Source organism: Lentibacter sp. (genome assembly GCF_029254145.1).
Lineage (GTDB): Bacteria > Pseudomonadota > Alphaproteobacteria > Rhodobacterales > Rhodobacteraceae > Lentibacter.
The window spans coordinates 16,017-27,995 of sequence record NZ_JAQWYD010000073.1 but is presented as its reverse complement, the minus strand read 5'-3'; the positions used below and the strand labels follow the sequence as shown (position 1 = coordinate 27,995).

The 11,979-nt window shown below is 57.3% G+C and carries 14 protein-coding genes; 9 read left to right on the top strand and 5 right to left on the bottom strand.

Annotation, left to right across the window (positions count from 1 at the left end; all coding sequences use genetic code 11):
• The 3 genes from P8O11_RS08820 to fsa all read right to left on the bottom strand — a co-directional run.
• Window positions 1-465 (bottom strand): site-specific integrase (locus tag P8O11_RS08820; protein WP_300293739.1); only part of this gene is annotated, 465 nt, incomplete at its 3' end.
• Complete coding sequence (locus P8O11_RS08815) at window positions 462-1,169, bottom strand: DUF484 family protein (RefSeq protein ID WP_300293738.1); 708 nt, start codon at window positions 1,167-1,169, stop codon at window positions 462-464. The genes P8O11_RS08815 and P8O11_RS08820, both read right to left, overlap by 4 nt.
• A gap of 36 nt (window positions 1,170-1,205) precedes the next feature.
• Window positions 1,206-1,859: a fructose-6-phosphate aldolase gene (fsa, locus tag P8O11_RS08810; protein ID WP_089887660.1), complete on the bottom strand. Its 654-nt coding sequence runs from the start codon at window positions 1,857-1,859 to the stop codon at window positions 1,206-1,208.
• Between the two features lie 80 nt (window positions 1,860-1,939).
• Here fsa and P8O11_RS08805 point away from each other — a divergent pair, with 80 nt between their 5' ends.
• The gene (locus P8O11_RS08805; RefSeq protein WP_300293737.1) at window positions 1,940-4,135 is read left to right on the top strand and encodes a primosomal protein N'; all 2,196 of its coding nucleotides are present in this window, start codon (window positions 1,940-1,942) and stop codon (window positions 4,133-4,135) included.
• A 26-nt stretch (window positions 4,136-4,161) separates the two neighbouring features.
• On the opposite strand, the gene P8O11_RS08800 is transcribed toward P8O11_RS08805, so the two are convergent.
• Complete coding sequence (locus tag P8O11_RS08800; RefSeq protein ID WP_300293736.1) at window positions 4,162-5,232, bottom strand: YeeE/YedE family protein; 1,071 nt, start codon at window positions 5,230-5,232, stop codon at window positions 4,162-4,164.
• Window positions 5,233-5,396: 164 nt separating this feature from the next.
• Between P8O11_RS08800 and P8O11_RS08795 the strand changes: the two genes are divergently transcribed.
• From P8O11_RS08795 to P8O11_RS08785, 3 genes are all read left to right on the top strand, one after another.
• Window positions 5,397-6,632 carry an MFS transporter gene (locus tag P8O11_RS08795; protein WP_300293735.1) on the top strand — a complete coding sequence of 412 codons (1,236 nt, stop codon included), beginning with the start codon at window positions 5,397-5,399 and terminating at the stop codon, window positions 6,630-6,632.
• 21 nt (window positions 6,633-6,653) lie between these two features.
• On the top strand, window positions 6,654-7,523 hold the full coding sequence (locus P8O11_RS08790; protein WP_300293734.1) for a 50S ribosomal protein L11 methyltransferase: 870 nt from the start codon (window positions 6,654-6,656) through the stop codon (window positions 7,521-7,523).
• Between the two features lie 104 nt (window positions 7,524-7,627).
• Window positions 7,628-7,972 (top strand): hypothetical protein, encoded by a 345-nt coding sequence (locus P8O11_RS08785; protein ID WP_089887668.1) that lies wholly within the window; start codon window positions 7,628-7,630, stop codon window positions 7,970-7,972.
• Between the two features lie 89 nt (window positions 7,973-8,061).
• On the opposite strand, the gene P8O11_RS08780 is transcribed toward P8O11_RS08785, so the two are convergent.
• The gene (locus P8O11_RS08780) at window positions 8,062-8,271 is read right to left on the bottom strand and encodes a DUF1127 domain-containing protein (protein WP_089887670.1); all 210 of its coding nucleotides are present in this window, start codon (window positions 8,269-8,271) and stop codon (window positions 8,062-8,064) included.
• Between the two features lie 353 nt (window positions 8,272-8,624).
• Between P8O11_RS08780 and ruvC the strand changes: the two genes are divergently transcribed.
• From ruvC to ybgC, 5 genes are read left to right on the top strand one after another with little or no spacing between them, the layout of a single operon-like run.
• Window positions 8,625-9,122 (top strand): crossover junction endodeoxyribonuclease RuvC, encoded by a 498-nt coding sequence (gene ruvC / locus P8O11_RS08775; protein WP_300293732.1) that lies wholly within the window; start codon window positions 8,625-8,627, stop codon window positions 9,120-9,122.
• 4 nt (window positions 9,123-9,126) lie between these two features.
• Window positions 9,127-9,786 (top strand): Holliday junction branch migration protein RuvA, encoded by a 660-nt coding sequence (gene ruvA / locus P8O11_RS08770; RefSeq protein WP_273498123.1) that lies wholly within the window; start codon window positions 9,127-9,129, stop codon window positions 9,784-9,786.
• 3 nt (window positions 9,787-9,789) lie between these two features.
• Window positions 9,790-10,809: a Holliday junction branch migration DNA helicase RuvB gene (gene ruvB, locus P8O11_RS08765; RefSeq protein ID WP_089887675.1), complete on the top strand. Its 1,020-nt coding sequence runs from the start codon at window positions 9,790-9,792 to the stop codon at window positions 10,807-10,809.
• 16 nt (window positions 10,810-10,825) lie between these two features.
• Window positions 10,826-11,464 (top strand): hypothetical protein, encoded by a 639-nt coding sequence (locus P8O11_RS08760; protein WP_300293731.1) that lies wholly within the window; start codon window positions 10,826-10,828, stop codon window positions 11,462-11,464.
• A 49-nt stretch (window positions 11,465-11,513) separates the two neighbouring features.
• A complete protein-coding gene (ybgC, locus tag P8O11_RS08755) occupies window positions 11,514-11,903 on the top strand; it encodes a tol-pal system-associated acyl-CoA thioesterase (protein ID WP_300293730.1) in 390 nt (129 codons plus the stop codon).
• The last annotated feature ends 76 nt before the right edge of the window (window positions 11,904-11,979 follow it).

Here is an 11,979-nt window from a genome sequence, read left to right as displayed (position 1 = left end):
AAGCAGCGTCACGACAGCCACATCGCGCGCGCCAACCCATGGCTCGCTTGACTGTAGTTCAAGTGCGCTGATCAGATCGCGGGTCGCCTCGACAGGCAAGGGGCGGGGCAGTTTGGCCTGAAACTTGGGCGCGCGGGCATTGAGCACGGCGGTGGCTTCAAAGCCTTCGCGTTCGCCGAGCCAGCGAAAGAAGCTTTTGACCGAAGAGAGCTTGCGCGCGATGGAGCGCGAGGTCAGTTCTTCGCGCCGCAAGGAAGCCATCCATGCGCGCATGTCTGTGATGGTCAGAGACTTGAGCGCGATAAGGCCCGCTTCGCCGCCTGTATGCTGTGCCACAAAGCCGAGAAAACCGTGCACATCATGGGCATAGGCTGTGAGGGTGTTGTCTGACGCGCCCTTAAGGGCGCGGCGGGTGTTTAACCAAGTTTGGACCGCGTCGCGCAGGGCGGGCGAGACCGAGCTCATGACAACCAGCGGCGCATCGCTCTTTCAAACACACCTGCAAAAAACGAGAGCAAGTCTGTGCCTTGCTGCGGGGTAAACTGGTGTGGATCTTCGCCGCCCATGAGCAACATGCCAGGGAGGCGGCCTGCGCCAAAATCAAGTTTCAGGCAGGCTTCCGAGCGGATCCAGCTTGCGGCTTCGCCATATAAGGGCGGGCCTTCGTTGAGCTGGCGCAATGTGACTTGACGCTGTTCGCCGCCGCTGCGCCCAGTGCGCAGGTAGTCTTCGATAAAGCCGGGCTCCACGACTGTGAGCACATCGCCAAGGCGCTTTACTGCGGGGTCCTTGTCGTTCTGGACCGATTCAAGCACGAGCTTGACGCAATCAACCCGCAAGATTTCGGCGACGGGGCCGCCGAGGTCTTTGAGAAACACTTCAAACTCGACAGGATCAAGCATGCGAAGGATCGCGCGGTGCACTTGATTTGTACCTGCGAGGTTTTCGTAGGCTGCGGCAATTACGCTACGGTGGGTGTCTTCCAAACGATCAAGGCGCGCTTCAAGGCGCTCCATGGCGATGCCACGAAGATCGACAATGTTGCCGCCCATCGTGCGCTCGTTTGCGGCGATGAGCACGCGCATAACGTCCTGATCATCTAGGATAACATCAGGTTCTGTAATGATTTTTTCTCGCAGGACATCGTCCATACGGGCCTTGCTGCTCATGAGTGCCTCTTTTATTTTGTCGCCTTATAGCACGGCTTACAGAATTTTTTGACCAGTTTTTTCCCAATCGGCCATAAAGTCGGCCAAACCCTTGTCGGTGAGCGGGTGGCTCGCCATCGCTTTGATGACTTTGGGTGGCGCGGTCATGACATCAGAGCCGATGCGCGCGCATTCAAAGGCGTGATTGACTGTGCGGATTGAGGCGGCCAAAATTTGGGTATCATAGCCGTAGTTGTCATAGATTGTGCGGATATCAGCGATAAGCTCAAGCCCATCCAGATTGATGTCATCAAGGCGGCCGATAAACGGGCTGATGAAGGTTGCGCCCGCTTTGGCAGCGAGAAGCGCTTGGTTGGCTGAGAAGCAAAGCGTCACATTGACCATGAAGCCATCGTTGCTGAGCACATTGCAAGCCTTGAGGCCGGCCCATGTGAGCGGCACTTTGACGGCGATATTGTCGGCGATGGCAGCGAGCTTGCGGCCTTCGGCGATCATGGCGTCGGCTTCAAGTGCGACCACTTCGGCGCTCACGGGGCCATCGACCAGCTCTGCAATCTCTTTGGTGACTTCAAGGATGTCACGGCCTGATTTCATGATCAGGGAGGGATTGGTTGTGACTCCATCTACCATGCCGAGGTCGTTCAGCTCGGCGATTTCGTTGATCTCGGCGGTGTCTACAAAGAACTTCATGGATACGGGCCCTAATTGGAATTGTCGCTTGCGAGCTTAGCCCATAGAAAGGGGGTCTGAAACCCCAAAGCGGAGGGCCTGTGGGCCAGTCTGATTATTTTGACGAAGGCGCGCTGGTGGCGGTGCTCACCACGCAGCCCCTTGGCCGTGCGCTTGACTACAAAGCGCCCGAGGGCGGAGTGATGCGTGGCGCATTTGTCGAGGTTCCTCTGGGGCCACGCAAAGTGATTGGTGTGGTCTGGGGCGCGGGGGCTGGCGGATTTGACTTAAAGAAAGCGCGCAGCATCGCGCGGGTTTTGGATGTGGCGCCAATGCGCGAGGAAATGCGCGCGTTTCTTGAGAAATGTGGGGCTTACACGCTGACGAGCCTGCCGCAGATGTTGCGCCTTGCGACCCGCGCACCTGGGCTGAGCAATCCGCCGTCAATGCAAAAAGTCTACCGTTTGGGGCATAAGGCACCTGATCGGATGACGGATGCGCGGGGGCGTGTGCTTGCGGTCCTGCAAGAGTTTGGCGCGCTTGGCTTTACGCTCGGCGAGCTGGCCGAGCAGGCAGGAGTGACCTCTTCTGTGGTCAAAGGCTTGGTCAAACAAGGCGCTGTGCACGAGGAAGATACGCCGCGTGATCTGCCCTTTGCGCGCCTTGATGCAACCCGTCCCGGAAAAGAACTGACCGAGGCGCAGGGGGTGGCGGCTGATCGGCTTGTGCAGGGCCAGAAGGCAGGCGTCTTTGGGGCGACATTGCTTTGGGGTATTACGGGTTCTGGCAAGACAGAAGTTTACCTAGAGGCTGTGGCCGAGGCGCTGCGGCAATGGCGGCAGGCTTTGGTTTTGTTGCCTGAAATTGCGCTTTCGGCAGATTTTATGCGCCGCGTTGAAGCGCGCTTTGGTGCAAAGGCAGCGGAGTGGCATTCTGGCGTTACAATGACCGAGCGCCGTCGCGTCTGGAAAATGGTTGGCGAGGGCGGCGCGCAGTTGGTGATTGGGGCGCGCTCAGCGTTGTTTTTGCCGTTTCAGGACTTGGGGCTGATTGTTGTAGATGAAGAGCATGACAGCTCTTACAAACAAGAGGAAGGCGCGCTTTACAATGCGCGTGATATGGCTGTGTTGCGTGGCTCTTTGTGTGGCGCGCAAGTGGTGTTGGCCTCAGCCACGCCGAGCCTTGAAAGCTGGAGCAATGCGCAATCGGGTAAATACGGGTTGATCGAGCTGACGTCACGCTACGGGGTCGCTGTGCTGCCAGAACTGCGCACGATTGATATGCGGCAAGTAAAGCTGCCATCAAATCGCTGGATATCGCCCCAGCTCGAGAGCGCTGTCAAAGCGCGGATACTCAAGGGGGAGCAGTCGCTCCTGTTTCTCAACCGCCGCGGCTATGCGCCTGTTACGCTCTGCCGCAAATGTGGCGAGCAGATTGCCTGCACTGATTGCGACGCGCGGATGGTCGAACACCGCTTTCTAAAGCAGCTGATGTGCCATCAATGTGGCGCGACGCGGCCGATCCCCGAGGTTTGCCCCTCTTGTGAGGCCGAGGATACACTTGCGGTCGTCGGCCCTGGGGTCGAGAGGCTCGCGGAGGAGGCGGCAGAGCGTTTCCCTGAGGCGCGTGTTGCGGTCCTGAGCTCTGATCTCTTCGGATCGGCGCGTGCCCTCAAGGCGCAGATTATGGCGATTGCGGAAGGGGCTGCTGATGTCATCATCGGTACGCAGCTTGTAGCCAAAGGCCATAACTTCCCGTTGCTCACGCTTGTGGGGATTATTGATGCGGATCTGTCCCTTCAGGGCTCTGACATGCGTGCCGCCGAGCGCACCTTTCAGCAGATGCGTCAGGTTTCGGGGCGCGCGGGGCGGGCCGAGAAGGCGGGGGTGGCTATGCTTCAGACCTATCAGCCAGAACATCCTGTCTTGCGCGCAATCATGTCGGGCGAAGAGCGCCAGTTCTGGCGCGCGGAAGCTGATGAGCGCCGCCTCTCGGGAATGCCGCCTTTCGGGCGCCTTGCAGGGGTTGTCATCAGCGCGCCGAACGAGCGCGATGCTTTTGATCTTGGTGAGCACCTTGCACGCAATGCTGCACCGCTGGCCAAAATCGGTGCACAGGTCTTTGGGCCAGCGCCTGCGCCTGTTGCGCGTGTGCGTGGTCGCCACCGCGTTCGCCTGCTTGTGAAAGCGCCTAAAGATGCGCCTTTACAAGCCGCGCTGCGCGCATGGCTCAAAGGTCTTAAGCTCCCCAACCAGCTTCGCCTCAGCGTTGATATTGATCCGCAAAGTTTTTACTGACGGCTTTTTCTTTCCAAAAACAAAGCTCAACTGGCGGCGCTTGCGCCCTTGAGGCCCCGCTGGTCTACGAGTGCATCTGTGATCATCGCTCCGATCCACATGCAGAAAAGCGCGAGCCATGCGGTCCCTGCAAAGATCGAGCCCCCTGTGACGCCTGCTCCGATGGCGCAGCCGCCCGCAAGCATTGCGCCAAAGCCCATCAGGACCGCGCCCGTCATTGAGCGGCGCATATTGCTTTCGTCGGAGAAGCCCTGAAACTTGAACTCACGTGTTGCAAGAGCCGCCAGAAGCGAGCCGATGACCACACCCGGTACGAGGCCAACATCAAACTCGAGCACGGCATTGCGATCCAGAAAGAACATCAGGGTATGGGCGGAGGGGCCAGAGAAGGTTGCGCTCTCGATTTGGACAGGGTCAAAGGCGGATTGCGCGAGCGTATAGGTCAGCACCCAGCCGACAGCCACGGAGAAACCGACACCTGAAGCAAAGATCAGGCGGGCTGCGCCGATGCGTTCTTTGACTGAGAGGTAGAGCGCCAGAGCCGCAAACGCGAGACCAATGAAAAATCCAGCTGAGGGGGGCAGGCTGAGGGAAGCCAAAAGGTCCATATTGCGTCCGCCTTCTGTGATCCAGAGCGCGGCGAGCCAGTCCCGCGCGGGGGAGAGCACGCCCGCGAGCGACATTTGCGCCACCACTGCAAAAACCAGCCCCGCGACGACGGAGCGCAAATTGCCCGTTGCGGCAAGGACGAGCAAGCGCCCCGAACATCCACGCGCCAGCACCATCCCGATGCCAAAGAGCAGACCGCCGATGATTGCGCCTGACCAGCTTCCTGGGACGGCCATCATGCGGGCTTCTTGAGTTTCCATCAGGCCAAGGAGCTGTGCACCTTGGACCCAGACAAGGGCGGTCGAGAAGGTCAGAAACCAGACGGCGACCTTGTCTTTCATCAGGCCGCGGGCAAATTCGACAGAGGCGGCCCGAAGGCAAAACCGCGAGCGCTGGGCCGCGATCCCGAAGATCAGACCTGTGATCAGCCCGAAAAGTGCCGCTGTGGGCGCTTCGCCGATGCGTTCGATGAGTGGAATAATGTCCATAGCGTCTCGCCTTTTTGCGCCGATTTCAGGGGCCGCTTAACATGTATGTCATATTCATACTTTGACATGGATCAGATTTGAGCCTCTTGAGCGCCTGCGTTTGCCCGCGTTTTTTTGGCTGCTTTTACTCTGTGCAAGCCGCGGGAAAAGGCGTAAGCGGAGCCATGGCCCGTATTGTAAAACTCGAAGATGCATCCGATCTGCCGCTTTGGCGGCGCCCGATTGCGCTGCTTTTTCTCATGGCGTTTGCCATGCCTATTGCTTTTGCGACATGGAGTGCTTTGCTCAACAACTTCGTGATTGAGGTGGGAGGGTTTAACGGCTCGGACAACGGCTGGCTGCACACCGTGCGCGAAATTCCGGGGTTTCTGGCTGTTGGTGTTATTGCCATCATCATATTTGTGCGCGAGCAGGTGCTTGGGCTGGTCTCTCTGGTCATGCTGGGCGTCGCCACGGCTGTGACGGCTTGGTTTCCGTCGATGTCCGGGATTTTGACGGTCACAATGCTGTCGTCCATTGGCTTTCATTATTATGAGACGGTGAACCAATCGCTCCAGCTTCAATGGCTGAGCAAGGAGCGCGCGCCCAAGGTGCTTGGATATTTGCTGGCCACCGGTTCTGGCGCGACGTTGATCTGTTATATCTTTATCATGTTGCTCTGGGAGCCTTTGGGGCTGTCTTACAATATTGTTTACATGATTTCAGGCGGAATCACGGCTGGGCTGGCTGTGTTTTGTTTGCTGGCCTATCCGCAGTTTGAGGCGCCGCATCCTCAGGTCAAGAAGATGATCCTGCGCAAACGGTACTGGCTCTATTATGCGCTGCAGTTCATGGCGGGTGCGCGTCGGCAGATATTCATGGTCTTTGCGGGCTTTATGATGGTTGAGAAGTTTGGCTTTGCGGTCCATGAGGTCGTGTCGCTCTATTTGATCAACCTTGTGATCAACATGATCGTTGCGCCGCTCTTAGGCCATGTGGTGCATCGCTTTGGCGAGCGCAATACGCTTTTGTTTGAATATACTGGGCTGTGCCTTGTGTTTTTGGCTTATGGCGGGATTTACATGTTCGGTTGGGGCGTTGTGCTGGCGGCGACACTTTATGTGATTGATCATATCTTCTTTGGGCTCGCGCTGGCCTTGAAGACCTATTTTCAGAAAATCGCTGATCCGCGCGATATTGCTCCGACGGCAGCTGTCGCTTTTACCATCAACCACATTGCGGCTGTCGGCCTGCCTGCTTCGCTGGGCTATCTTTGGCTCGTCTCGCCGACGGCTGTGTTTATGTTGGCAGCGGCCATGGCGGCGGTTTCTTTCGGGTTGGCGATGATGATCCCGCGTCATCCCGAAGAGGGCAATGAAACCATCTTTTCCAAATTCACTGCGGCCGCGCCCGCAGAATAACGCTTGAGACAGGACCGAGACATGAGCACGAGCTATTCTGCCTTTACGACGATTGACAACAAGCCTGCCGCCGAGGCGCTGGGCGAAGCGCTGGAGCGGATGGAGCCAGAACCCACAGGGGTCGGCGTTTTTGAGATGGAAGACGGCTCTGGGCTATGGGAAGTTGCCGCCTATTTCATTGAGACGCCTGATGCGGCAGGGCTCGCTCTGCTTGAGGCGATGCATGGCGCACGATTTGTTGTTTCCGAAATTCCCGAGACTGACTGGGTTGCTAAGGTGAAGCGTGATCTTGCGCCTGTGGTGGCGGGGCGCTTCTTTGTGCATGGCAGCCACGATGGCGATAAAGTCCCTGCGGGGGCGGAGCCACTATTGATCGAGGCGGCGATGGCCTTTGGTACGGGACATCACGGCACGACGCTGGGCTGTTTGCAGGCGCTCGACCACTTGGCAGATGCGGGCTTTCAGCCGAAATCTGTGGCCGATATCGGCTGTGGCACGGCTGTGCTTGCAATGGGGGCCGCGCGTCTTTGGGATGTGCGTATCATTGCCAGCGATATTGACGAGGTGGCTGTTGATGTGGCGCTGGCCAATGCGAAGGCCAACGGGCTTGAGGGGCGTATCGAATGTGTTGAGGCAGCGGGCTTTGGCCATCCTGTGCTTGCAGAGGCAGCGCCTTATGATCTGATTTTTGCCAACATCCTCAAGGGGCCGCTTGTGGCCCTTGCCCCCGAGATTGCAGCGAACCTCACTCAAGGGGGTTATGCGATTCTGTCGGGGATTTTGAACGAGCAGGCCGAGGAAGTCATTGAGGTTTATGCAGAGAATGGAACCAATCTGGGTCAGCGACAGGTGATTGGTGACTGGAGCACGCTTTTGCTGCAAAAATCCTGACAAGAAGACGCTGTTTTTCGCCTTATTTGAGGAAATTGCCCAATTTTTGCCACAATTCGTAGGCAAATTTTAAAGGAACTTCGGTGGGGGCACTGGAGTCTGCCATGTCTGCCAAAGTGCAAAATTTTGATAAGCGTTTGACACGTATTGTCCGTAAGCACCGTTCTATGAGCAACGGCTACGGGTTCCGTGTGGACAAGAGCGGTTTGATTACGATCAAGCCAAAGCGTGCCAAGGGCACATCCCCGATTTTCATTCTGTTTATGGTTCTGTGCGTCGGGGTTTTGTTTAAAGCAGTGGCTTTGGCAAACTTTGGGCCTGCCAAATATGCTGACAGGCTCGCTCCGCTTCACGAGGGCACTGTTGTGGAACAAGCGGGCGCATGGCTGATGGAGCCAGGTGTAGTGACATATGCTGTCTCAGGCTTTGTCGGCGGATTTATTAACTAGTTTGCTGTTTCATTCTCTCCTCCACAGAGAAAGCCGCGCTCCGTTTTGGATGCGCGGCTTTGATCTTTTGGATGGGTCGGAGGAAGAGCTTAGCGCTGTGCCTCTGCAAGCGCGTCGATGTCGCCACGGCACAGGCCAATGTCTTCCAGCTCGCGGTCGCTGAGCTGTGAGAGGGCGTTGCGTGTTGAGCGTGCGTCATTCCATGCAACAAAAGACGCTGTCATGTGAGCGAAGATCTGGCCGATACGGCCGTGTGTGCCAGCAATTTGCTGCGCGCGTGTATAGTCGAGGGCGGCCATATCTATGTTCCTTCTATGAAATTATGGTCAACGTTCTGATTGGCCGCATTTGGGGGCGGTTATGCCCCCGCACAAGGGGACATTTTGACATATGTCCCATGCGTTTTGTGCATAGGTCAAAATGTTGCAAAACACCTTAATTTTATAGCTGTATTGACTGCGCAAAACGTCGTTTTCGGCGTCTGGAATGGCGGTTTTTGTCCAGAATTTGCTGCAATGAGGCAAGATTGTGGCAAAAGCGCTCAGATATGTTAAGACTTGGCAGATGTTCCCCTTTCGTGCTAGTGCTTCAAAAAAGCAACAGATTTGGCTGTGACAGCAAGCCAGCGAGACAAGTGAGCGGGGCGAGTGGCATGCGTATTTTGGGAATCGACCCCGGATTGAGGAATATGGGCTGGGGTTTGATTGAGAAGCACGGCTCGCGGCTGAGCTTTATCGGTTGTGGGGTTGTGAATTCCGCAGGTGACGATCTGGCCGAGCGACTTTTGTCTTTGCATCACGGACTGACCGAAGTTTTGCGCGCCTATGCGCCCGAGACCGCCGCTGTCGAGCAGACGTTTGTCAACAAAGACGCGGTGGCGACGTTGAAGCTTGGTCAGGCGCGTGGGATTGCGCTTTTGGTTCCTGCGCAATTCGGGCTTGGCGTGGCGGAATATGCGCCCAACAAAGTCAAGAAGACGGTTGTGGGTGTGGGTCATGCTAGCAAAGATCAGATCAAGCATATGGTGAAGATGCAGCTCCCAAGTGCTGATGTGAGCAAAGCCGATGCGGCGGATGCTCTGGCCATTGCCATTTGTCATGCGCATCATCACAGATATGCCGCTATGACGCTGGCCAGAACAGGAAGTTGAGCGGATGATTGGGAAAGTCGCAGGGCGGATTGATTATATCGCTGAGGATCATGCGCTGATCGACGTTAAGGGGATCGGCTATTTGGTCTATTGCTCGGAGCGCACGCTGCGTAGCCTGCCGCGGGCAGGCGAGGCTGTGGCGCTCTATACGGATCTCCTTGTGCGTGAGGACAACTTGCAGCTTTTCGGCTTTACCTCGCTTGTGGAGAAAGAGTGGTATCGCTTGCTTTTGACTGTGCAGGGCGTGGGTGCAAAGGCGTCTCTTGCGATGCTGAGCGCGCTTGGCCCCGACGGGGTGAGCCGTGCGATTGCGCTGGGTGACTGGGGCGCTGTGAAAGCAGCTAAGGGCATTGGCCCGAAGACAGCGCAGCGTGTTGTGATGGAACTTAAAGACAAAGCACCTGCCATTATGGCGCTCGGTGCTGGGCCTGCACCCGATATAGGGCAGGATGACGATGTGCTTGAAGATATTGCCCCAGTGAGCGCGCCTGTTGCGCAGGTGGGTGGTGCGGCGCAGTCGGAGGCGCTGTCGGCCTTGAGTAACCTTGGTTATGCGCCCTCTGAAGCGGCGAGCGCGATTGCGCAGGCGCAGGAAAATGGCGGCGGCGAGGACACAGCAGCGCTGATCCGTCAAGCGCTGCGGCTTTTGGCGCCGAAGGGGTAAAGGATGAGCGCGAGAGAACCTGTCTTGAACCCCGAAGCGCTCCCTGAAGATGTGGAGCGCGCGTTGCGCCCGCAGCATCTGAGCGAGTTTGTCGGACAAGCCGAGGCGCGAGCCAACCTTAAGGTCTTTATCGAGAGCGCCAAGATGCGCAAAGACGCGATGGACCACACTTTGTTTCACGGTCCTCCGGGGCTTGGTAAGACAACGCTGGCTCAGATCATTGCGCGCGAGCTTGGCGTTGGTTTCCGTATGACGAGCGGGCCCGTGCTCGCCAAAGCGGGCGATCTGGCGGCGATCCTTACGAACCTCGAGCGCAATGATGTGCTCTTTATTGACGAAATTCACCGACTCAATCCTGTGGTGGAGGAAATCCTTTACCCTGCGCTTGAGGACTTTGAGCTTGATCTTGTGATTGGCGAGGGTCCGGCAGCGCGCACTGTGCGGATCGAGTTGCAGCCCTTTACACTTGTTGGCGCAACGACGCGGCTTGGCCTCCTGACCACGCCACTGCGCGACCGCTTTGGGATCCCGACGCGGCTCGAGTTTTATGCGGTGGCGGAGCTTGAACGGATTGTCAGTGTCAACGCGCAGAAGCTTGGGGTGAAGGCGGATGCGGCAGGTGCACTCGAGATTGCCAAGCGTTCGCGCGGGACGCCGAGGATCGCGGGGCGCTTGCTGCGCCGTGTCGTGGACTTTGCAATTGTCGAGGCGGATGGCGTTGTAAGCCAAGAGTTGGCAGACCGCGCGCTCTCAAGGCTCGGGGTGGATGCACTGGGGCTTGATGGAGCAGACCGCCGTTATCTCAATCTGATTGCCGAAAACTATGCTGGCGGGCCCGTGGGCATTGAGACCATTGCCGCGGCTTTGTCGGAAAGTCGCGATGCGCTTGAGGAGGTGATTGAGCCCTACCTCTTGCAACAAGGGCTTATTCAGCGCACACCGCGCGGGCGGATGCTGGCACAGAAGGGCTGGACCCACATGGGCCTGACTCCGCCAAAGACCCGCACCGACCTGTTTGAATAAAGACGAGCCTGAGACTATGAGCACGACCCCTGCCGAGATTGAAGCCATGTTCACGGATGCGAAGGGTGGCTTTCGCTTTGCGCGTTGGGGGCGGCCGATTGCGCCGATTGTCTTTGGGGTCGATGATGCGACGTTGCATGTCTTTAAGGGCGCGGTTGAGGCACTTTCGGCTCTGACGCAGCACCCACTTGCAGAAACGGACTTTGAGCTTGGGGTAAATCTCATGTTCTTTATGTTCAAGAGCTGGGACGAGCTGAGCGATCTGCCTGATCTTGATCGGCTTGTGCCCGAACTCGACCAGCTTGTGCCGAAACTCAAGTCGCAAGGGGCGAGCCAATATCGGCTGTTCCGCTTTGATGATCAGGGCGCGATACAGGCTTGTTTTGTGTTTATCTGCATGGATGGGCCTCTGGCCGACTGGCCCGCAGAAAGCCTTGCTTTGGTGCAGGCGTCGCAGGCGTTTTTGCTTTGGGGCGATCAGGCTTTTGCCGAGCGCTCCCCCTTGGCACGGCTGCCCAATGGGGCGGATATTTTGCGCCCTGATGTAGGCGATATTTTGCGCGCGGCCTATGCGCCTGAGCTACCGCATGTGGACCTTGACGCTAGCTTTGCTCTGAGGCTTTTTGCGCGGGTGAGTGGGGCGCAGGCTGGATAAGCGCGGCGAGCTGTGCTGAAGTGGGGCGAGACATCAGAAAGTGGCCTATATGATCTATTCCCTACCTGTGCGCGTTTACTATGAAGACACTGACATGGCGGGGATCGTTTATTACGCCAATTACCTGCGCTATATCGAGCGCGGGCGCTCCGAATGGGTGCGCGCAGTTGGACTTGATCAGAATGTGATGAAAGAGCGTGACGGGATCGTCTTTGCTGTTCGGCGTGTGGAGGCTGACTACCTCGGCTCCGGGCGACTGGACGATCAGCTTGTTGTTGAGACGCAGGTTAAGGCTGTTACTGGCGTCAGAATGGTTATGGAGCAATGGGTTAAGCGCGGAGAAGACATATTGTTTCATGCGCTCGTGACCGTTGTTTGTATGACGCTGGACGGGCACCCGACCCGTCTGCCAGCAAATATCCGCCAAATGGTGCACTGATCCTCGGCCAAGTCTTGCTTGGGATAGCTTTCTGACTTGAGATCGGTTATTTTGCTCACAATAAGGCGAAAAGCCA